22 protein-coding genes and 1 other RNA gene are annotated in these 19881 nt (G+C 52.1%); 12 read left to right on the forward strand and 11 right to left on the reverse strand.

Annotated elements, in window-relative coordinates:
* Nucleotides 1-46 precede the first annotated feature (46 nt).
* Together V0288_RS00355 and V0288_RS00360 are read left to right on the forward strand one after the other, a co-directional pair.
* Nucleotides 47-730 carry an LmeA family phospholipid-binding protein gene (locus V0288_RS00355; protein WP_332863006.1) on the forward strand — a complete coding sequence of 228 codons (684 nt, stop codon included), beginning with the start codon at nt 47-49 and terminating at the stop codon, nt 728-730.
* A gap of 91 nt (nt 731-821) precedes the next feature.
* A complete protein-coding gene (locus V0288_RS00360) occupies nt 822-1358 on the forward strand; it encodes a DUF3011 domain-containing protein (RefSeq protein WP_332863008.1) in 537 nt (178 codons plus the stop codon).
* A gap of 101 nt (nt 1359-1459) precedes the next feature.
* Here V0288_RS00360 and V0288_RS00365 read toward each other — a convergent pair whose 3' ends face one another.
* Together V0288_RS00365 and V0288_RS00370 are read right to left on the reverse strand one after the other, a co-directional pair.
* Nucleotides 1460-1603 (reverse strand): high light inducible protein, encoded by a 144-nt coding sequence (locus V0288_RS00365; RefSeq protein ID WP_332863009.1) that lies wholly within the window; start codon nt 1601-1603, stop codon nt 1460-1462.
* A gap of 149 nt (nt 1604-1752) precedes the next feature.
* Complete coding sequence (locus V0288_RS00370) at nt 1753-2673, reverse strand: histone deacetylase family protein (RefSeq protein WP_332863010.1); 921 nt, start codon at nt 2671-2673, stop codon at nt 1753-1755.
* Nucleotides 2674-2741: 68 nt separating this feature from the next.
* Here V0288_RS00370 and V0288_RS00375 point away from each other — a divergent pair, with 68 nt between their 5' ends.
* From V0288_RS00375 to V0288_RS00405, 7 genes are all read left to right on the forward strand, one after another.
* On the forward strand, nt 2742-3617 hold the full coding sequence (locus V0288_RS00375) for an alpha/beta fold hydrolase (RefSeq protein ID WP_332863011.1): 876 nt from the start codon (nt 2742-2744) through the stop codon (nt 3615-3617).
* A 132-nt stretch (nt 3618-3749) separates the two neighbouring features.
* Nucleotides 3750-4706: a glycosyltransferase family 2 protein gene (locus tag V0288_RS00380; RefSeq protein ID WP_332863012.1), complete on the forward strand. Its 957-nt coding sequence runs from the start codon at nt 3750-3752 to the stop codon at nt 4704-4706.
* Nucleotides 4707-4830: 124 nt separating this feature from the next.
* Entirely contained in the window at nt 4831-5133 is a 303-nt protein-coding gene (gene rpsN, locus V0288_RS00385) for a 30S ribosomal protein S14 (RefSeq protein WP_332863013.1), read from the forward strand.
* Between the two features lie 97 nt (nt 5134-5230).
* Nucleotides 5231-5422, forward strand: coding sequence for a hypothetical protein (locus V0288_RS00390; RefSeq protein ID WP_332863014.1), 192 nt, complete (start codon nt 5231-5233; stop codon nt 5420-5422).
* A gap of 301 nt (nt 5423-5723) precedes the next feature.
* A complete protein-coding gene (adhE, locus tag V0288_RS00395; protein ID WP_332863015.1) occupies nt 5724-8390 on the forward strand; it encodes a bifunctional acetaldehyde-CoA/alcohol dehydrogenase in 2667 nt (888 codons plus the stop codon).
* A gap of 99 nt (nt 8391-8489) precedes the next feature.
* Nucleotides 8490-8678: a DUF6888 family protein gene (locus V0288_RS00400; protein ID WP_332863016.1), complete on the forward strand. Its 189-nt coding sequence runs from the start codon at nt 8490-8492 to the stop codon at nt 8676-8678.
* Complete coding sequence (locus tag V0288_RS00405) at nt 8675-8863, forward strand: DUF6887 family protein (protein ID WP_332863017.1); 189 nt, start codon at nt 8675-8677, stop codon at nt 8861-8863. The genes V0288_RS00400 and V0288_RS00405 overlap by 4 nt, the downstream gene beginning before the upstream one ends.
* A gap of 163 nt (nt 8864-9026) precedes the next feature.
* Here the strand turns inward: V0288_RS00405 and V0288_RS00410 are convergent, their stop codons facing one another.
* The 4 genes from V0288_RS00410 to mnmA form a co-directional block, all read right to left on the reverse strand.
* The gene (locus V0288_RS00410; protein ID WP_332863018.1) at nt 9027-9758 is read right to left on the reverse strand and encodes an FkbM family methyltransferase; all 732 of its coding nucleotides are present in this window, start codon (nt 9756-9758) and stop codon (nt 9027-9029) included.
* Between the two features lie 342 nt (nt 9759-10100).
* Entirely contained in the window at nt 10101-10970 is an 870-nt protein-coding gene (locus V0288_RS00415; protein ID WP_332863019.1) for a 6-pyruvoyl trahydropterin synthase family protein, read from the reverse strand.
* A 362-nt stretch (nt 10971-11332) separates the two neighbouring features.
* Nucleotides 11333-11581 carry a hypothetical protein gene (locus V0288_RS00420; RefSeq protein WP_332863020.1) on the reverse strand — a complete coding sequence of 83 codons (249 nt, stop codon included), beginning with the start codon at nt 11579-11581 and terminating at the stop codon, nt 11333-11335.
* A gap of 229 nt (nt 11582-11810) precedes the next feature.
* Nucleotides 11811-12890, reverse strand: a complete 1080-nt coding sequence (gene mnmA, locus V0288_RS00425; protein ID WP_332863179.1) for a tRNA 2-thiouridine(34) synthase MnmA — start codon at nt 12888-12890, stop codon at nt 11811-11813.
* A gap of 263 nt (nt 12891-13153) precedes the next feature.
* Between mnmA and V0288_RS00430 the strand changes: the two genes are divergently transcribed.
* Nucleotides 13154-13585 (forward strand): hypothetical protein, encoded by a 432-nt coding sequence (locus V0288_RS00430; RefSeq protein WP_332863021.1) that lies wholly within the window; start codon nt 13154-13156, stop codon nt 13583-13585.
* Nucleotides 13586-13633: 48 nt separating this feature from the next.
* On the opposite strand, the gene hypF is transcribed toward V0288_RS00430, so the two are convergent.
* Genes hypF through V0288_RS00450 form a run of 4 tightly spaced genes read right to left on the reverse strand, consistent with a single transcriptional unit; the run spans nt 13634 to nt 18479 of the window.
* Nucleotides 13634-15892, reverse strand: a complete 2259-nt coding sequence (hypF, locus tag V0288_RS00435; protein WP_332863022.1) for a carbamoyltransferase HypF — start codon at nt 15890-15892, stop codon at nt 13634-13636.
* A gap of 14 nt (nt 15893-15906) precedes the next feature.
* Nucleotides 15907-16767: a fructosamine kinase family protein gene (locus V0288_RS00440; RefSeq protein ID WP_332863023.1), complete on the reverse strand. Its 861-nt coding sequence runs from the start codon at nt 16765-16767 to the stop codon at nt 15907-15909.
* Between the two features lie 7 nt (nt 16768-16774).
* Nucleotides 16775-17155 carry a hypothetical protein gene (locus V0288_RS00445; RefSeq protein ID WP_332863024.1) on the reverse strand — a complete coding sequence of 127 codons (381 nt, stop codon included), beginning with the start codon at nt 17153-17155 and terminating at the stop codon, nt 16775-16777.
* Nucleotides 17156-17189: 34 nt separating this feature from the next.
* Entirely contained in the window at nt 17190-18479 is a 1290-nt protein-coding gene (locus tag V0288_RS00450) for a M16 family metallopeptidase (protein WP_332863025.1), read from the reverse strand.
* 45 nt (nt 18480-18524) lie between these two features.
* Between V0288_RS00450 and V0288_RS00455 the strand changes: the two genes are divergently transcribed.
* Entirely contained in the window at nt 18525-18674 is a 150-nt protein-coding gene (locus tag V0288_RS00455; RefSeq protein ID WP_332863026.1) for a hypothetical protein, read from the forward strand.
* An 8-nt stretch (nt 18675-18682) separates the two neighbouring features.
* A non-coding RNA gene (ssrS, locus tag V0288_RS00460) (6S RNA) lies at nt 18683-18867 on the forward strand.
* Between the two features lie 156 nt (nt 18868-19023).
* Here ssrS and V0288_RS00465 read toward each other — a convergent pair.
* Nucleotides 19024-19860, reverse strand: coding sequence for an energy-coupling factor ABC transporter ATP-binding protein (locus V0288_RS00465; RefSeq protein WP_332863027.1), 837 nt, complete (start codon nt 19858-19860; stop codon nt 19024-19026).
* Nucleotides 19861-19881: the final 21 nt, after the last annotated feature.

Genomic DNA, 19881 nt, shown 5'->3' on the forward strand with positions numbered 1-19881 from the left:
CGGTGACGAATTATCGTAAAATTTTAGATACTCGATTAACAAAAAAATGGTACTTAATTTTGATAGTTTAGGCGAGAAAACCCTGAATAAGATCGCAGAGATGGCGTTATCGTCGCGGATGGAAAAAGCCGATCGCCTGACGGTACGGGTGAAAACCGACCCGAATCTTCTGGCTCAGGGAATGTTAGAATCGCTGGCGATCGACGGACGGGGATTGGTGATGAATCCTTCCCTCCAGATGCAGGAAATGCGGATCGATCTCGACACGATCGCCGTCAGTCCTTTTAAAGCTTTGATGGGAAATATTCAGTTAACCCGTCCCAGTCAGGGAACGATTTACGTGGTTTTGAACGAAGCCGATATCGAGACCGCCTATCGATCGAGTTCCCTACCGCGAAAACGGATCGAGGGAGTAACCTGTCACGTTCGATCGAACGGTCAAATTAGCGTTCGATTACAGGTTCGATCGCTCCCGTCCGGCGATCGGGAAACCCTCGATTTTATCGTCACCCCGAAAATGAGCGGGGAAACCGTTACAGCGGACATCACCGGATTAGAAGAAATTCCCTCGGAATTTGCGGGCGAGATCGTCAACAGAACGCGGGAGATCTTTCACCTGAAAAACTTTGAAATCGACGGGATATCGCTATCGATCGAGCGCGTCGGCATCGAGGAAGGAAAAGTAACCTTACAGGGACGCGCCGGAATCACGCGTTTTCCCACGCGATAAGGACGGAGAGAGCGAGAGAAATTCAATATCGATCTCGTTATCGGGAAAATCGCTGTAAGATTTATATCCGAAGAGATCGATTCTATAAACCATGCTACGAAAAGCTTTTTTCTGGATTCTGCCCGTATTGATTATCGCCCCCTCGATCGCCGAGGAAGCCGTCGCCAGAACCTCTCGCGTTACCTGCGAGAGTGTCCGGGGGAAAACCACCCGTTGCCCCGTGGACGCGCGCCGGGGAAGTCAGATCCGACTCGTCCGTAACCGTTCCGATACGCCCTGCGACGGGAATTGGGAGTTTCGGAACGGGAGTATCGTGGTTAGAAACGGTTGTCGCGGTGATTTCGAGGTGCGAACCGATGGCGGCGGCGACAATTGGGAGGAGGACTTCAGTGGCGATCGCTATCGGGAATTCCGCAATGTCCCTGAAATCGGTAGATTTATCGTCGATCGACGCAGTTATTACGATAGCCGCCGGATTCGGGAGTTCGACGCGATCGTGAACGGGAGTCGCGAGCGTTGGTGGGCGAACTGTCGTAGCGGCGATGAACTCGGTACGGGAAGCCGTCGCGCCCCCGAAAATCGCCAGACCCGGAGAATCGTCGATTTCGTCTGTGACGATAGTTTTTGAGCGATCGCCCCCGGCGTTCCAATCGATAGCGTGAAAAAAGAGGACGATCGAGATCGTCCCCTTTTTTTATTTCACGAGATGCACGGTAATAAGAATAAAGATTACATCAGACCTAACTGGGCGAGGATGCCTTTGCCGGTTAACAATTCGGTAGCGACACCGATCACGAAACCGAGCATGGCTAAACGTCCGTTCCAGTTTTCAGCGAAGGCGGTGAAACCGAGTTTGCTTTCTTGCTTTTCCATGATGCTAACCTTCCTAGAGTATAAATGCAGTTAAGTCAAGCGCTTATCCCTAAATGTAACGCAATTTTTAAACTATCGCAACATTTAGTTACATTATTTTTCTCTATACTCGGCATTGAGAAAAATAATCGGCGATCGATTCCCGGCGGTCACTCGATAAACGCTTCCAACGTCGCCACCACCGATCCGGCCAGCGCGTCGAGATCGTATCCCCCCTCCAACCCGAAGACGATCGGGCGATCGAGCGTCTGTAAATACTTGGCGAACACCCCGTAATCGCTGGGCTGGAGGGAAATTCCCGCGAGCGGATCGGCCTCGTTCGCGTCGTACCCCGCGCTGACGATCAGCAGATCCGGCTGGAAATCCCGCAGAAACGGCAATATTTTCGCCTCGAAAGCGGTCTGATAATCCGAGAGCGCGCTACCCGACGGTAGGGGAATATTGAGAACATTCCCGTGACCGCCCGTTTCCGTGGCCCTGCCCGTCCCCGGATAATTGGGGTACTCGTGCAGGGAGCAATAGGCGATCCGCGGGTCATTTTCCACGATATCCTGCGTTCCGTTGCCGTGATGCACGTCCCAATCGATAATCGCCACTTTTTTCACCCGTTTATCCTCTAGGGCGTAGAAAGCGGCCAGCGCGGCGTTAGAAAACAGACAGAAACCCATCCCCCGATTCGAGGTCGCGTGATGGCCGGGGGGACGCGCGAGGACGAAAGCCGGATCGGGGCCGGATAGCGCCAGATCGACCCCATCGAACCAGGCCGCGACCGCCAGTAACGCCACCTCGTAACTTTTCGGCGATACGGGGGTGTCCGCGTCCAACATTCCCCCACCCCGCGCGGCGATCCTCCGCAGGCGATCGATATAATCCCGATCGTGTACCCGTTCGATAAAAGTTATCACCTCGTCGCGGATCTCGATCGGCGTGGGTTTGTGCCATCGCAGGCGATCGGCCCGGGGGATCTCCCGCAAGGCGCTGACGATCGCCGTCAACCGCGCCGGCTTTTCGGGATGGAAAGATCCCGTATCGTGATCGAGAAATTCATCGGAATAGATAATCGAGATCATAAGATTTGAGGTAGGGGTGAGATTTTACCGCCCTCGAAGGATTCAGAAATTCGGGAGAATCAAGCGATATGTTCGAGGGATTTGAAAAATTTCGCGTTAATGCCAACGGAATCGAGATTAACGGGGTCAAAGGAGGCGAGGGCTATCCCGTCCTACTCCTCCACGGCTACCCGCAAACGCGCGCCATGTGGCACAAGATCGCGCCGCGTCTGGCGGAGAATTTTACCGTCATCGCCAGCGATCTCCGCGGCTACGGGGATAGCGCTAAACCCTTACCGGATAGCGATTCTAGTAACTATTCTAAGCGAGCGATGGCCCGCGATCAGGTGGAGTTGATGCGACATTTCGGGTACGAGGAATTTTATCTGGTCGGTCACGATCGGGGGGCGAGGGTTTCCCACCGTCTCGCGCTCGATTTTCCCGATCGGGTCAAAAAACTCGTTTTACTCGATATAGCCCCCACGCTGGCGATGTACGAGTTCACGGATAAGACGTTCGCGAGTGCCTACTATCACTGGTTTTTCCTCATCCAGCCCGCCTCTTTCCCGGAAACTCTGATCGAGGCCAATCCCGACTATTATCTAGAACACTGTCTGAAAAGCTGGGGAAAGGATTTTTCGGCGTTTACCGAGGAGGCATTAGGGGAATACCGGCGTTGTTTTCGCGTTCGAGCGACGATAGCGGCTACCTGTGCCGATTATCGGGCCTCGGCGACGATCGATCTGGAGGACGATCGCCGGGATCTCGATCGGAAGATTTCCTGTCCCCTGCTCGTTTTATGGGGGAAAAAGGGCGTGATCGAGCGACAGTACGATGTTCTCGGGTTGTGGGGGGAGAGGGCGATCGAGGTGACGGGGAAAGCGATCGAGAGCGGGCATTTCCTACCGGAAGAAGCGGCCGGGGAAACTTCGAGCGAGATCTCCGCTTTTTTAAGCGTCCCGTGAAACTCCCGTTACCTCGATCGAGAGTTTACTAGAATCGGGAGTATCGACAATCTAAGATTTTTTTATCGATAATCATTCGGGGAATTTTCGATAATTTTTAGAGATATACGAACCTGTTATCACTTGTTTACAATGAGTCAATATTCTTTCATTATTCCAATCTATAACGAGGAAGAAACGATCCCGGAAATGTATCGCCGGGTTAGTGCTGTCATGGACAACTTAGAGGATTCTGTAGAATTAATTCTCGTCAACGATGGTAGTCACGATCGATCCCTGTCATTACTGCGAGAACTGAAAGAAAAAGATCCGAGAGTTTGTTATATTAGTCTCGCCCGCAATTTCGGTCATCAAGCGGCGGTAACGGCCGGACTCAATTTCGCGAGGGGTGAGGCGATTATCGTTCTCGACGCGGATCTGCAAGACCCGCCGGAACTGATTCCCGCGATGATCGATCGCTGGCGGGAGGGCTATCAAGTGGTCTACGCGCGCAGAACGAAACGGAAAAAAGAAAGATGGTTTAAAAAGTTGACCGCCCACGTTTTCTATCGACTTCTCAAACGGTTAGCCGATGTGGATATTCCCGAGGATACCGGCGATTTTTGCCTGATGGATCGTCGGGTAGTGGAGGTATTAAACACCATGCCCGAACGCAATCGCTACATTCGAGGATTGCGCGCCTGGATCGGTTTCCAACAAACCGCCGTCAAGTTCGAGCGAGATCCCCGGTTCGCGGGAGAGGTAAAATACACGTTTCGGAAATCCCTGTCTCTAGCGATCGATAGCCTCGTTTCCTTCTCGAAAATTCCCCTCCGCTTCTCGACCTATCTAGGACTTTTTTCGGCCTCGATCGCGCTGTTCATGGCCTTACTGGTTCTCTACTGGCGGTTACAACAACCCCACTCTCCCGTCACCGGTCTAGCCACAATTTTGATCGCCGTATTTTTCTTAGGTTCGGTACAGTTGATCAGTATCGGCATACTCGGAGAATACATCGGGCGAATTTACGAGGAAGTTAAAGGCAGACCGATCTACACGATCGCCGAGATCGCCGGTTGGGAAACGAACCCTACAATTAAAAGCCCTTGACAATCCCCCGTCGTACCATTTCTTTCCGACCGGCGCGAGCGCGACGTTCCCGCGAGATCGGAGCGATTCGTGCTATTCTAGAAAATGCTGTCTTTACAGGTTCTATCTTCTTCCAGAAACCATTATGGCGAAAAAATCCATGATCGAGCGCGAGAAAAAGCGCGATCTTCTCCGAGAAAAATACGCGGCGAAACGCGCGGAACTGAAAGAACAATTCCGCACGGCCGAAGATTTTGAAGAAAAACTAGCGATTCACCAACAATTGCAGGAACTCCCCCGCAACAGTTCCCCCGTCCGTCACCGCAACCGTTGCAAAGTGACCGGCAGACCCCGAGGCTACTATCGCGATTTCGGCCTCTCGCGGAACGTTTTACGGGAATGGGCCCACCAGGGATTACTGCCCGGTGTGGTCAAATCTAGCTGGTAGTCTCGGAACTGCCCCCCTCGTGTAGAGACGTGATTCCAGCGTCTCTATTGTTGTATACGGATTCATTGGTGTAAGCGAAATTCAAGATCGAAAAACAATGCCCCTACAACTGCAATACGATAAAATCAACTGGAACGATCCCGAATTAATCGAGACTTTAAAACGTTACCGCGAGACGATCGACTCGTCCTCTCCTCTCGTCAAAAGTATCGATAAAGCTTTCACTCCCGAAGAAAAAATCGCCCGACAGAAAGCCTATTTTGCGGTTCTTGAAAAGTATAAAGTTTAAGCTTTTAGCGGTCAGCTTTCAGCTAGAAACCGTAAGCTTTCCCGCGATGATTAGTAACCATACATTCGCTGAAATCCCGATAATATTGTAGGGACGCAAGGCTTGCGACCGGTCGATTTTACGGTTATCCGCTCTCATCCTTCAGCCAGACGATGGCTCGAAGCGGAAAGCTTACGAAAAAAGTATCCTAGGCTACGGGTTATCGTTCTAACTCTAAAGAAATCCCCAAGATTTCGCCCGTTACTCCCGAAGAAACGATATAAAATTAGCGAAGCGGTTATCGTCCCCTCGCGAGAGTGTTATGAACGTCACCAATTTATCGGAACTCGAAGCATTAATCCAACGGGTTAAGACAGCGCAAAACCAATTCGCCACCTACTCCCAAGAACAAGTCGATCGCATTTTCAAAAAAGCGGCGCTCGCGGCCAACGCGGCCCGGATTCCCCTCGCCAAACTCGCCGTTCAAGAAACGGGAATGGGCGTGATCGAGGATAAAGTTATCAAAAATCATTTCGCTTCCGAGATTATTTACAACAAATACAAAAACGAGAAAACCTGTGGCGTGATCGAGGAGGATAAATCCTTCGGATTGCAGAAAATCGCCGAACCCGTGGGCATTCTCGCGGGGATCGTACCCACTACAAATCCCACCTCCACCGCCATTTTTAAAGCCCTGATCGCCCTGAAAACCCGTAACGGGATTATTTTTTCCCCCCACCCCAGAGCGAAAAACTGCACGATCGAGGCGGCCCGGATCGTTCTCAACGCCGCGGTCGAGGCCGGCGCTCCCGAGGACATCATCGGCTGGATCTCCGAACCCTCGGTCGAACTGTCCCGATCGCTCATGCAACACCCCAGCGTTAATCTGATCCTCGCCACCGGCGGGCCGGGCATGGTCAAGGCCGCCTACTCTTCCGGGCGACCCTCCCTAGGAGTCGGCGCGGGCAACACTCCCGCCCTGATCGACGAGACCGCCCATATCAAAATGGCCGTTTCCTCGATTATCCTCAGTAAAACCTTCGATAACGGCATGATTTGCGCCTCGGAACAGTCGGTGATCGTCGTGGATAGTATTTACGAGGAAGTGCGACAGGAATTCATCGATCGGGGGGCGTATCTTCTCGACCCCGAGGAACGAGTGAAAGTGGCGAATTTACTCATTGTAGACGGTCACATCAATCCCGATGTGGTCGGTCAGCCGGTCACGAAACTCGCGGAAATGGCCGGCTTTTCCGTCCCCGAATCGACAAGGCTATTAATCGGCGAAGTGGAAAATATCGGCCTCGATGAACCCTTTTCCTACGAGAAACTATCGCCGATCCTCGCCATGTACCGCGCCGAAAACTTCGACGATGGCGTGAAAAAAGCCGAAAAACTGGTACTTTTCGCCGGTCGGGGTCATACCGCCGTACTCTACACCTCGCCCTCCAACCGCGACCATATCAAACGCTTCGAGTCCGCGGTGGAAACGGCGCGGGTACTCATTAATACTCCCTCATCCCAGGGAGCGATCGGCGATATCTACAATTTCCGTCTCGATCCCAGTCTCACCCTCGGTTGCGGCACTTGGGGCGGGAATTCCATCAGCGAGAACGTCGAACCCAGCCATCTGCTCAATATCAAAACCGTCGCCGAACGCCGGGAAAATATGCTCTGGTTCCGGATTCCCCCGAAAGTGTACTTTAAATACGGGGCGCTCCCGATCGCTATCCGGGAGTTAGCCGGAAAACAGCGCGCTTTCATCGTCACCGATAAACCCCTCTTCGATCTCGGTGTTACCAAACAGTTAGAGGAGGTTTTAGAGGAAATCGGCATGAAAACCGCGATTTTCTACGATGTAGAACCCGATCCCTCCCTGGAAACCGTCGAACGGGGTTTAAGCGTGATGAACACCTTTAACCCGGACGTGATTATCGCCATCGGTGGCGGTTCCCCGATGGACGCGGCGAAAATCATGTGGTTACTGTACGAACACCCGGAAATCGAGTTTGAAGGGTTGGCGATGCGCTTCATGGACATCCGCAAACGGGTGTACGAACTGCCCCCCCTCGGCGCGAAAGCCTTGATGGTAGCCATTCCCACCACCTCGGGGACGGGTTCGGAAGTGACTCCCTTCGCCGTCGTCACCGATCGCCGGAACAATATTAAATACCCCCTCGCCGATTACGCGCTGACTCCCAGCATGGCGATCGTCGATCCCGAACTGGTGCTGAATATGCCGAAAAAACTGACCGCTTACGGGGGAATCGACGCGTTAACCCACGCCCTCGAAGCCTACGTCTCGGTTTTAGCCTCGGAGTACACCAACGCTCTCGCCCAAGACGCGATCCGACTGCTGTTTAAATATCTCCCGAGTTCTTACCAAAACGGGGCGAACGACCCGAAAGCGCGCGAAAAAGTCCATTACGCCGCGACGATGGCGGGAATGGCCTTCGCGAACGGTTTTCTCGGCATCTGTCACTCGATGGCGCACCAATTGGGCGCGGCGTTTCATATTCCCCACGGACTGGCGAACGCGTTGATGATCTCCCACGTCATCCTCTACAACGCCACCGACGCGCCGTTCAAACAGGCGACTTTCTCCCAATATAAATATCCGAACGTGAAATGGCGGTACGCGCGGATCGCGAATTCTCTCGGTTTGGGAGGGGAGACGGAGACGGAAAGCGTGGAACGATTGGTACTGGCGATCGAATCCCTCAAACGCGAGTTAGATATTCCCTCTAGTATCAAGGAAGTGATTCCCGAAAGCGAGGCGGAATTCATGGCCAAATTAGAAAGTATCGCCGATCAAGCCTTCGACGATCAGTGTACGGGATCGAATCCCCGTTACCCGTTGATCGAGGATTTGAAAACGCTTTTAATTCAGGCCTATCACGGTACTTTACCGTTACAGGTCGCGGTCAACGGACACGGAAATGTCAGCCTCGCGGATCTGAAATTAGACCCGCAACCGTTGGTATTGTAGGAGGCAGGAGGCAGAAGGCAGGGGGCAGGAGGTGAGCGCGCCCGCGTTTATGAACGGATGAGCTATGATTAGCGATAAGCTTTCACCTTCTGTACCCTCATGAATCCGACCGATCGACAGGCACAAGGACTTTATCGCATCTGTTATCGTTTGACCAACGCTATTTATCCGGGATGGCAGTATCGATCGATAGAGTTAGTTAGACTGGATGAAAGAACGGGAAATCTATATGTATTAGCCGAAGATTTAGATTTTGAAATCAAACCATCCGGGGGATACGAACCATGAAACCGATCGATTATAATACTCTCGATTTAGACGAACTCAGACAATATGTATTAGCCCATCGCGAGGATACGCGAGCGTTTTACACCTATATCGATCGATCGAAACAGGCAGGACGAATGATCGGTATCGATTTAGAGGATAGTCGTTGGGAAGAGAAAATGATCGATCGAATCCGGGAAAAATAAGGATCGATCTCGGCTCGTTTAGGCTAGGATTAAGTCCGCGTGAGCCGTCTGTCATTTAAATCGCGTAAAAAAGCAAAGCAACTTTCGGGATCTCGGATTAGACTCTTTCCGAATAATAATCTTTCTGAAAAATTCATTTCACCGCATCGAAAATACTCCTGGCTTATCTTCTAATTGCCATTTGATCCAATTGGGGTATTTCTGATAATAGACGTTCGGATAAGAACATAACATTTCCACGATGTACCATTCTAGCATTGGAATAGCAAAGGACAAATCGAGGAGAGAGTAAATTGTCTATAGCTCTTCTATCCTCCTCACTATGATATTCCAAGTAAAGAATATCGATATTCGGAAAATAGCTTTCCAGATCTGCCAGGATAGGAACCTCGCAACCTTCAGTATCAATTTTGACCAGGCATCGCCGACCACTCAGAATGTCTTTTAACTCGGCGGATGCGGATTTGATTTGGGCTAATTCAAAATTGCCGCTTACCTCGACACTTGGATAAAGAGAATTTTGCAAACATTGAGCGTTGCCGATATAAAGTTTCGCCGTATAAGATTCATTGCTCAAGCCAATATTAAAATTTTTGATCCTTTTTAAAAAACTCGTATTTTTCTGTAAGTAAACAAAGTTTGACGGGGACGGTTCGTAACAGAAACAATCTATATCGGGATAAACTTTCGTAAAGAATAAAGCCGAAGCGCCGATATTCGCTCCTATATCAATAATACAGTCTGGCTTGAAATGAGAGCTTAAAATAGGATAGTCATGGCCCGATAAAATATTAGAAATATGCCACGCGGCATTCGCGTAATCGGGAAAACAGACATCGATCACGCTACTACCGTGTTCGATAGCTAGATTGCCTTCTCTAATTGCCTGATTCATAGCTTGACCTCCAGCTTCTATTTATAGAAAATCAGAGCGTTATAGATTCTTGAATAATTTAATTGGGAATGTAAGGTTTAGTTTGTCAGCGAGATATCGAGTGTAAGTGGTCGAACATTAACTCGGTCTAAATACAACGAGTAGAGGTCTCACCGAGCGAGATTTCTATGCTGGATAGAACGCTCGAATTATACAGAAATTATGTTCGATCGCTTAATTCTAACATCACCAGTTAGAGCCATGATAGCAGATCGCTCCTAGCAAAGCAATCTTTCTTCTCCGGTAAAGTTCTGGGAGGGTGCGTTAATAAAAGGTAACGCACCGTATCGATCCCGATTCCCACTATCCCACCGTTACAAACGTTTTTTCCTCGACTCTCGCGGGTTTCCGTACCGGGGTGCGGCAGTAAATTTCCGCGGAATTATTGGGACTCTCGATTAGTTTTACTTTATCGAGTTCCGCCCCGATCGCCCGAATCGGTTCCTGTAATAATTGAGCGATATGCAGGGCGATATTTTCCGCGGTCGGCACCACTTCCGCGAAATAGGGAATATCTTTATTCAAAAACGTGTGATCGAACGGTTCGACCACCAGATCGTCGATAATTCGCTGTAAATCGCCCAGATCGACGATCATCCCGGTGCGCGGGTCGATCTCGCCGAAAACGGTCACTTCCAGATGGTAATTATGCCCGTGGCCGTTGACTCGCGCGCACTTGCCGTAAATCTCCGAATTTTGCTCTAAAGTTAACTCCGGTAACGCCAGACGATGGGCGGCGCTAAAATGGGTTTTGACGCTTAAGGTTGCTTCCATATCGTTTCCTTGATATTCTGCCCACAGTTCGGGATGTTCAAAAAGTTGAATATTGACGAGGGGTAAATGGGGACTTAATCTCTGCCAGATTACCCGCGCGATATTTTCCGCCGTCGGTAAAGTATCGCGGAATTCGGGCCAGACATCGTTGAGATGGGAATAATCGAGTTGTTCCGTCACCACCCGTTGAATCACGCGTTTGACGGTGGAAAGATCCTCGACCATGCCGTAGCGATCGAGTTCCTTGTATAAAGAGACGTATAGCTCGTAATTGTGTCCGTGGCCGGGAAAACGGGTTCCCGCCCCGAAACGCCGCTGATTTTCCGCCTCATCGAGTTCGGGTAGCCAATAACGATGGCTGGCGAAAAATCGCGCTCGACGGTGAATGATGCAATCCATAGAAAGCGCGCGCTCGTTAATTTTGTAAAGTTACGTTAAGATCCGCTCTCTCTAGGATAAACCGGTTTCGCTCCTCGCGGTCGGAGGAGTCAGGAGTCAGGAGACAGGAGGCAGGAGGCAGGAGGCAGGAGACAGGAGACAGGAGACAGGAGGGGGAAGAAGAAGTAAAGAGCTTTTAAAAAGTCAAAAAAATACCGTTTTCAAAAAATATTCCTGAAAATATAAGTTTAAAGTTGATTCTGATTTTCAATTCTCATTTTCGCCAGAGGTCTAATCGACAAATAAAGTCGGATCGTTCCATTGTCGCTTTTTTCTGGCGATACTCTCTAATATTCTGGCGAACGCTCGATCGATCGAATGGTTCACTCGATGCCCATTTCCCGATCGCGTTCTTCCTTCAACTCTTTAATCGTCTGTAAACCGCCACCGATCAGGAAACCGGCGATCGCCCCGGAGACGGTAAAATATCTCGCGTAGAGCGATTGATAGATATAGTGATTCCGGTAGAGAACCTGACTGGGATTTCGCTCGATTTTACTAATGCCGAAACCGATACCCGCCCCCACTAAAGCGGTCATGCTGGCGGAAAAGAGAATTAGGCGCAGGTTCATGCTCTTGTCTCCACGACGCTCGATCGGATCGAGATAGACGATCTCACCTTCATTATCGAGAAATCGCGGGGAATAGCAAGAGATCGCAACAATTCGTTATTTACTGAGCCAGATCGCCGCCAAGCTCAAAACTGTCGCGAAAAAGACAATATGATTCATCCAATCATCGAACGACCATTTTTTAAACATGATCCACCGCGCCTAATTTTTCTGCTATCTTACCGCGGGCTTACCCTTTCTCGATAATCCCGCCGCCCAAAACCGTATCGCCGTCGTAGAGAACCGCCGCCTGTCCCGGCGTGATGCTGAATTGCGGTTCGTCGAACACCAACCGCGCGCGATATCCCTCTAGAGGGATGACATTGACGGGGACGGCGCGGGAACGGTAGCGTACCTGCACCTCGGCGCGAATCGGGGTTGTCGGTTCGGCGATCGAGGCCCAGTTCATCCGTCCGACGGTACAATCGGTGCTGACGGCACTCTCGCGACCGCCCACGATCACGCGATTGGTGACGGGATCGAGTTTGACCACGTAGAGGGGTTCGGCCGCCGCGACACCGATGCCCTTGCGCTGGCCGATCGTGTAATGATGGATACCCGTATGTTTGCCGAGAACGTTACCGTCGAGATCGACGATATCCCCTTCCGCGGGCGCGATGTATTTATCGAGGAAAGTTCGCATGGAACCGTGGGTCTCGATCAGACATAAATCCTGACTATCGGGCTTTTCCGCGGTTTTCAATCCGAACTCGCGGGCGATCTCGCGGGTTTGCTCTTTGGTTTGCTCTCCGAGGGGAAAAATCGTCGCTGACAGGAGATCCTGGGTGAGATCGTAGAGAAAATAGGATTGATCTTTGAGCGGATCGATCGCTCTCAGGAGTTGATAGCGATTGTCCGCTTCCGAGAAACGGATTCGCGCGTAATGACCCGTGGCGATGCGATCGGTTCCGAGGGTTTCTCGCGCGTAGCGGACCATCGGGCCGAATTTGACCGTTTTATTACATTGAGAGCAGGGCAGGGGAGTGATGCCGGCCTCGTAGCCGTTCACGAGATAATCGATGATTTCCGTTTGAAATAGGTCGCGACTATCGACAATATGGTGGGTAACGCCTAATTGCTCGCAGATAAAAGCCGCATCTACCATTCCCTCCGAACAGCACTGACCCTTTCCTTTCATCAACCAAAGGGTCAATCCGATCACTTCGTAACCTTGATGGTGTAGGGTAGCGGCGGCCACGGAGCTATCCACGCCCCCCGACAAGCCGACGACGACTTTTCGCATAAACTTTCGTACTGATTTTCGATCGATTTTCTTTACTATTTTAGCTCGCGTAGCTAGAAAGCCTCACACCGTAGCGATCGAACCGTAACCGTCCGCGGGGTGGATTCGTGAAGCGTAATCTACCGAAAATCGGCATCCTCGCGCTTAAAAATCCAATTTTCGGACTTTTAAGCCTCTCGAAAGGGAGGGAACGAGACTCGATCGGAAGATGTGGATAATCCCGAATACTCTCGCTATCATGTTAAAAAACGTGAAGGTAAGCGGCAATACGCGAACGAGAGGAGGCCCGGATGAACGCGTCGGAACAGGCGAAAGGATTGGAACTCACCGCGAAAATCGCGACGATCGTGAACCTGTTTAAACGGGAATTTCCCGACGCGCGCGCCGATCTCAAGCCGTGGCATAACGATCCCAACACGCGGGAATTTCTCGACCCGGACTCGATCGATATCGCGTTCCATTTCCCCGGTTGGAGTAGACGGATTCAGAGTCGCAGTATTCTCGTGCAGATCCGCTTTTTCAACGACGCGGAAGAGAAACACCGACGCTTGATCGGCCTGGAAATGCAGGCGATCAACTTTCAGGGACTCGCGTGGCGACTCTCGACGATCGAGAATTGGCAATTCGTCGGTAACTATCTCCCCGCGCCGGACGCGGCCGATAAGCTTAAATCGTTCAGCCGTCAGATTTTCGATGTTTTTAAACACGAGGATCGATCGTGAGCGGGATTTCCGGCGTGATTCTCTTGTAATTTGTCGGGTCAACGGTCGTTAAGGCTTTTCTAAGATCGCGCCCAAAATTTGACCGAGACAGATTCCCCCGTCATTAGGAGGTACAAGGCGGTGCCAGTAGGGAGAAAATCCCGATTCCTGTAGACGGGAAATCGTTCGTTCGGTGAGATAGCGATTTTGGAAACAGCCACCGGATAGGGCGATTTTTTCCTCTCCGATCCGTCGGGCGATCGAGACAATTATTTCACTCAACGTATTATGAAACCTCGCGGAAATCAGCCCGATCGATCTTCCCGTTTCCACATCCCGTAAGATCTCATTCACCATTCCCGTCCAATCGATATCGATCGGTTTCTCCCCGACGAGAGAGAAAGAATAACACTCGTCTGTCTTCTCTTTTCCTATCGCGAATTCTAATTCCATCGCCGCCTGTCCCTCGAAACTCAGCCGATCTCGTAACCCGATTAACGCCGCGACTCCATCGAATAAACGCCCCGCGCTAGAAGTTAGGGGACTATTGATCGAGCGCGATAACATCTGGTTTAAAATCGACCATTCTTGCGAGGTAAAAGCCTTTTTCATAATCGAAATATCGCCCGCGATCTCTAACAATCCTAACGCCACCCGTCGCGGTTCCTTGACGGCTTTTTCTCCTCCCAATAATTTCCACGGACGCAAGCGCGCCACCCTCTCCCATCCCGTCGCGGTAACGTGGAGAAATTCGCCACCCCAAATCGTGCCGTCGAGACCGTAGCCCGTACCATCCCACGCGACCCCTAAAACGGGCTGAGAAAGTTGATTTTCCGCCATACAGGCGAGAATATGCGCGTGATGGTGTTGGATGGGAATCAGGGGTAAATTCTGTTCGCGAGCGTATTTTGTCGAGAGATAATCGGGGTGGAAATCGTGGGCGATAATTTCCGGGGTAAAGTCGTAGAGTTGTTGTAAACTTCCGAGAATATTTTGAAAATGCTCGTAGGCCGCGAGGGTTTCTAAATCGCCGACGTGTTGACTAATAAAAGTTTGATTTCTCGTGTGAATGGCGATCGAGTTTTTAAAATATCCCCCCACCGCGAGGATCGACGCGGTGGACTCGCGCTCGATATTGACGGGAAACGGCGCGTATCCCCGCGCGCGGCGCAGTACCATAGTTCTGCCCGCCATCTCTCGGAGGATAGAATCATCGACGGGACGGACGATCGATCGATTATGCACGAGAAAGAGATCCGCGATGGCGCCGAGTCTGTCTAGTACCTCCGTTTCCCCGATACAGATCGGCTCGTCGGCAAGGTTTCCACTGGTAGCGACAATCGGAAACCCCAATTCCGCCATCAAGAGATGATGTAAGGGAGTGTAGGGCAGTATCACGCCGAGATAGGGGTTATTCGGGGCGACAGAATCGGCGATACCGGCATTTTTTCGCGCGAGGAGAACGATCGGACATTCGGGAGACTGGAGTAAGCGCGCTTCTAGGGGGGATACATGGCAGTCCTGTTCGATCGCCTCCAAAGACGGGTACATCACCGCGAAAGGTTTATCCAGTCGATGTTTGCGTTGCCGGAGTCGGTTTACCGCGTCCGCGTCGCGCGCGTCCACCACCAGATGGAAGCCACCGAGTCCCTTGATGGCGAGGATTTTTCCCTCCCGGATCGCGTCCGCGGTAGCCAGTAAAGCGGGATAGTTTTCGGCGATTAAACGCCCTCGATCGTCTAAAAGGGAAATTTTCGGGCCGCATCGCGGACAGGCGTTCGGTTGGGCGTGAAAACGGCGATCGAGGGGGTTTTCATATTCCTCCCGACAGTCCGGACACATCGCGAATTCCCGCATCGTCGTGTTCGGTCGATCGTAGGGTAGCGACTCGATAATGCTGTAGCGCGGCCCGCAGTTGGTGCAGTTGGTGAAAGGATAGTGATAGCGACGGTTTTCGGGATCGAAGATCTCCGCGAGACAGTCGGGACAGGTGGCGAGATCCGGCAGAACGATCGCCGTTTTCTCCCCCCCGCTACTGTGTCGGATCTCGAAGGACGTGTAACCGACGGGGGATAACCATTGTGTCTCGATGTTCTGAATGAAGGAGCGATCGGGCTTCTCGCGGGATAATCGAGCGAGAAAGGTTTCTAAAACGGGTTTCTCTCCCTCGACCTCGATAAAGACTCCCGCGGAAGTATTATTGACCCATCCGAGCAGTTGCAGTTCGATCGCTAACCGATAGACGAAGGGACGGAATCCCACTCCCTGTACCGCCCCGCGAACGATCAGGGATAATCGTCGTGTTAGATTACCGGAATCGCCGTTCATACCGATATTTCGGATTACAAGATCTGTTGTAACATCCGATTGGCCTGGGACGCGTACCCACCCCCGAAAAGATTGAAGTGATTGAGGATGTGATAGAGATTGTAAAGGGTTTTCCGCTGTTGATAGCCCGCGTCGAGGGGAAAAATCTCGTTATAACCGCGGTAAAAAGCGGCGGGAAATCCGCCAAAAAGTTCCGTCATGGCGATGTCTACCTCTCGATCGCCCCAATAGGTCGCCGGATCGAGAATTACCGGTTCCCCGTCGTTGGTGATCGCGGCGTTTCCCGACCAGAGATCGCCGTGAACGAGGGACGGCCGCGGGTGGTGAGATCCCAACATCTCGCGAACCGCGGGAAGTACCAGATCCTCGCCGGGAAGATTCGCCCCGCGTCGTTCGGCCAATCTTAATTGATAACCGATCCGGTATTCGGCGAAAAAATCCGCCCATTTGTCCGTTAACGTGTTAATTTGCGGGGTGGAACCGATCGTATTGTCGCGTTCCCACCCGAAGCGATCGCCGATATCGACCCGATGGAGACGCGCCAGATTCGCGCCCATTTTCTCCCAGGATTGGTGATTCCCGCCGCCGAATTCCAGCCATTCCATCACCAGATAACTCGATCGATCCGCCGTCCCCCAGGCGACCGGCCGCGGAACCCGGATCGTCCGCGTCCGATACATCTGTTCCAATCCCAACGCCTCCGCCTCGAACATCGATCCCCGCGCCGCGTCGTTAATCTTGACGAAGTAGATCGAGCCGTGTCCCATTACCGAGTAACCCTGATTGATACAGCCCCCGCTAATGGAACGGGTTTTCTCGATATCGAACGGTTTATCGGTAACTTTAGCGATATGTTGGGCGATTTGGTTCCACATGGGCGATCTAGGGGTTCACGTTATTCGATCGGATCAACCAGGTTATCATTCCACTGATAAACGCGGTCACGGTCACGATAGCGATTTGTTTCCAATTTTTCAATTCCCCTACTTTTTCAATCAGATCGGGAATTTTCTGGGTTAATGTCGCCTGCGCTTCCAGCGTTCCTTCTATCTTGCTCGAACTAATCTTGAGGTCGATCACGTCTTTCTGCAAATCGGTGACGTTCTTTTTTAATTCGGCAACATCCCGCTTTAATTCGGAAACATCCTGCTTTAGCTCGGAAACATCCTGCTGTAGCGCGGTAAATCGCTCTCGATTTTCCTGCCTTAGCGCTCCGATCAGGTCTTTGAGTTCCCGAATGTCATTATCTGTAACGGCTGTCATGGTATAAACCCCCGCGAGCGACGGAAAACGTCGGTTATTTACCCGGTCTGACTACCACGATCCCGTAAGCATCGGTATCTAGATACTGTCGCGCCGCGGTTCGGATATCGTCCCTTTCTAGCGATCGGATCGTCTCCGGATAGTGGAAAGCCGGCGCGAGATCGCCGAGTTGGGAGTGATAGTAGCCGTAGAGATTGGCCCGATCGCTCGGTCGCTCGTTGCCGAAAATAAACCGGTTCGCCACCTGAGTACGTACCCGGTTCAGTTCCCCGATCGTGACCGAATCCTCTTGAATCCGGCGGATGTGGTCGAGAATTTCCCGTTCGACGATCGCCACGTTTTCCGCGGGTAACTGGGCCGAGATCGAGAACATTCCCTGTACCCCGTGGGAAGTATTGCTCGCGCCGATCTGCGACACTAGACCCCGCTCTTCCCGGAGGGATTGAAACAGTCGGGAAACCTTGCCCTGTCCGAGAATGACCGCCAGCACATCGAGCGCGTAGGTTTCCTCTAAATGCCGTAATCCCGGCACTTTCCAGAACATCACCATACGAGCTTGCTGAAGATCCGCGTCCTCGTATTCCAGGCGGACGATCTCGGAAAAAGGGGTTTCCGGGTGTAATTCGGTTAGGGGGTGCGCGTCAGTCGCGGGATTCGGGGGAACCGGGAGCGATTCTAACGATCTCGCCACGATCTCGATCGACTCCTCCGCGGGTAGATTGCCCACCACCACGGCGGTCATCCATTCGGGACGGTACCACGCGCCGTGGAAATCCCGCATCTGTCCGGGGGTAAGGTTTTCAATCACCTCGCTCGGGCCGAGAACGGGACGACGGTAGGGGAGGGAATGGAAACAGGTTTCCATCGTGCGGTAATAGGTTCGACGACGGGGATTATCGTTCGATCGCCGGATTTCCTCTAGAATCACGTATCTTTCGCGCTCGAACGCCTCGTCGGGAATCAGGGGCGCGAGGACGACCTCTAGCTGGAGGGGAGCGAGTCGGGCGAAATCTTTCGGCGCGGCGGTAATGTAATAGTGGGTGTATTCCTGACTGGTGGCGGCGTTGGTGACGGCCCCGCGGGATTCGATCGCCCGCTCGAACTCGCCACTACCGAGGCGATCGGTTCCCTTAAAAACCATGTGTTCGAGAAAATGCGCCATCCCGTTAATCGCGTCGGTTTCTAAAGCCGAGCCGACTTTCAGCCAGAGATTCAGATTAACCGCCTCGACCGGCATCTGTTCGGCGATAATCGTCAGTCCGTTGGAGAGGCGATGCACGGTGGGAGCGTTCGGGGGAGAGGGAGGCAGTAAAGTGGCTGTCATTCGTTGAGTCCTTGAGCGTCACCGGAATCGAGCGGAAACCGTCGCGTGTACTCTACCATTCTAAGGCAGGAGGCAGGAGGCAGGGGGAAGGGTGTAGGAGGCAGGAGGCAGGAGGAAACATATTTCTCTCCCTATCTTCCTCATCCCCCTCACCTCCCGATCCCCCCTTGCCTCTTTGTCGAAAAATGGTTATGATGAATGGACATAGGCTTCTACGTTGGTGACTGCCATTCAAGTTTTTTGATCTATGCTTGAGTGATAAGGGAGCGATTAAGGAATTCGTGTGGTAGTAGACCGAGCTTGTACTCGGAAACAGAAACGCGAAACAGAGTTCCCACCTGGTTAACCCAGGTCATAAACTTAGGTAAAACGGCGTAGCGGTCTTTTCAATCTTTTGACGATTGTGAATATAAATTCCCGAGATTCGATCGAGTTCGTTTCCCGTTACTCCGGGCGTTCTCGATCGAGTTTTCGTGTTCGGAATCGTGAAGAATCTAGCTTCGTGGTGGGGAGCGCGAAGCGTAACCCACCTAACTCCTAACTCCTAACTCCTGACTCCTGACTCCTGACTCCTGACTCCTTTCTCCGCGAGAAATTTAACGGTCCGCGGGAGATCTAGAGGCGTGTCGGCGAGATGGCAGTAGGGACGGCTATAGGCGAGGGGCGGTTCGAGATCGTGTCGTTCGAGGAATTCCCCGTCGCTTAAAACCTTGTCCGTTTTATCGTCGCGAACGATCCGACCTTTGTTTAAAATGACGGTGCGATCGCATAATTCCCAGGCCATATCGAGGTCGTGGGTGGCGATGATCTGGGTTTGGGGCAGGGTTCGTAGGAGGTGAATCAATTGACGACGCGAACGGGGATCGAGTTGGGCGGTGGGTTCGTCGAACACGAGAACTTGAGGTTGCATGGCTAGAACCCCGGCGATCGCCACGCGTTTTTTCTCGCCTCCGGATAGATTTTGACTAGGACGGTTCCCGTAGCGATCGGGGTCGAGGCCGACCGCGTGAAGCGAGTGAAGGACGCGGTGGTGTAGTTCCTCTCCCCGTAAACCCTGATTCATCGGTCCGAAAGCGACATCCTCCCGAACCGTCGGCATGAATAATTGATCGTCGGGATTCTGAAAGACCAATCCCACGAAATTCCGGATCGCCGCTAAATTTTCCGGCGCGACGGGATAGGGGCCGATAATAACTTTCCCGGATTGTGGCGCGAGAATGCCGTTGAGATGGAGTAATAGGGTGGATTTTCCCGAACCGTTCGCCCCCACTAAGGCTACCCGTTGGGCCGCCTCGATCGATAGCGCGATCCCCTCTAACGCCCGCGTGCGATCGGGGTAAGTATAGGTCAGATCTTCGATAAAAATGGGGTTATGGTGCATAGGTTCGGTAGGAAGGTGGGG

The sequence above is a fragment of the Pannus brasiliensis CCIBt3594 genome, from assembly GCF_036688125.1.
GTDB lineage: Bacteria > Cyanobacteriota > Cyanobacteriia > Cyanobacteriales > Microcystaceae > Pannus > Pannus brasiliensis.

Excerpts from the sequence above, each read along its gene's own strand:
- V0288_RS00405 (WP_332863017.1), top strand. The coding sequence starts at position 8,675 with ATGAAACCGATCGATTATAATACTCTCGATTTAGACGAACTCAGACAA.
- V0288_RS00445 (WP_332863024.1), bottom strand. The coding sequence starts at position 17,155 with ATGACAGCCGTTACAGATAATGACATTCGGGAACTCAAAGACCTGATC.
- V0288_RS00360 (WP_332863008.1), top strand. The coding sequence starts at position 822 with ATGCTACGAAAAGCTTTTTTCTGGATTCTGCCCGTATTGATTATCGCC.
- V0288_RS00415 (WP_332863019.1), bottom strand. The coding sequence starts at position 10,970 with ATGGATTGCATCATTCACCGTCGAGCGCGATTTTTCGCCAGCCATCGT.
- V0288_RS00420 (WP_332863020.1), bottom strand. The coding sequence starts at position 11,581 with ATGAACCTGCGCCTAATTCTCTTTTCCGCCAGCATGACCGCTTTAGTG.
- V0288_RS00375 (WP_332863011.1), top strand. The coding sequence starts at position 2,742 with ATGTTCGAGGGATTTGAAAAATTTCGCGTTAATGCCAACGGAATCGAG.
- V0288_RS00465 (WP_332863027.1), bottom strand. The coding sequence starts at position 19,860 with ATGCACCATAACCCCATTTTTATCGAAGATCTGACCTATACTTACCCC.
- rpsN (WP_332863013.1), top strand. The coding sequence starts at position 4,831 with ATGGCGAAAAAATCCATGATCGAGCGCGAGAAAAAGCGCGATCTTCTC.
- V0288_RS00430 (WP_332863021.1), top strand. The coding sequence starts at position 13,154 with ATGAACGCGTCGGAACAGGCGAAAGGATTGGAACTCACCGCGAAAATC.
- V0288_RS00370 (WP_332863010.1), bottom strand. The coding sequence starts at position 2,673 with ATGATCTCGATTATCTATTCCGATGAATTTCTCGATCACGATACGGGA.
- V0288_RS00380 (WP_332863012.1), top strand. The coding sequence starts at position 3,750 with ATGAGTCAATATTCTTTCATTATTCCAATCTATAACGAGGAAGAAACG.
- V0288_RS00355 (WP_332863006.1), top strand. The coding sequence starts at position 47 with ATGGTACTTAATTTTGATAGTTTAGGCGAGAAAACCCTGAATAAGATC.
- V0288_RS00440 (WP_332863023.1), bottom strand. The coding sequence starts at position 16,767 with ATGTGGAACCAAATCGCCCAACATATCGCTAAAGTTACCGATAAACCG.
- adhE (WP_332863015.1), top strand. The coding sequence starts at position 5,724 with ATGAACGTCACCAATTTATCGGAACTCGAAGCATTAATCCAACGGGTT.
- V0288_RS00390 (WP_332863014.1), top strand. The coding sequence starts at position 5,231 with ATGCCCCTACAACTGCAATACGATAAAATCAACTGGAACGATCCCGAA.
- V0288_RS00450 (WP_332863025.1), bottom strand. The coding sequence starts at position 18,479 with ATGACAGCCACTTTACTGCCTCCCTCTCCCCCGAACGCTCCCACCGTG.
- V0288_RS00400 (WP_332863016.1), top strand. The coding sequence starts at position 8,490 with ATGAATCCGACCGATCGACAGGCACAAGGACTTTATCGCATCTGTTAT.
- V0288_RS00410 (WP_332863018.1), bottom strand. The coding sequence starts at position 9,758 with ATGAATCAGGCAATTAGAGAAGGCAATCTAGCTATCGAACACGGTAGT.
- V0288_RS00365 (WP_332863009.1), bottom strand. The coding sequence starts at position 1,603 with ATGGAAAAGCAAGAAAGCAAACTCGGTTTCACCGCCTTCGCTGAAAAC.
- hypF (WP_332863022.1), bottom strand. The coding sequence starts at position 15,892 with ATGAACGGCGATTCCGGTAATCTAACACGACGATTATCCCTGATCGTT.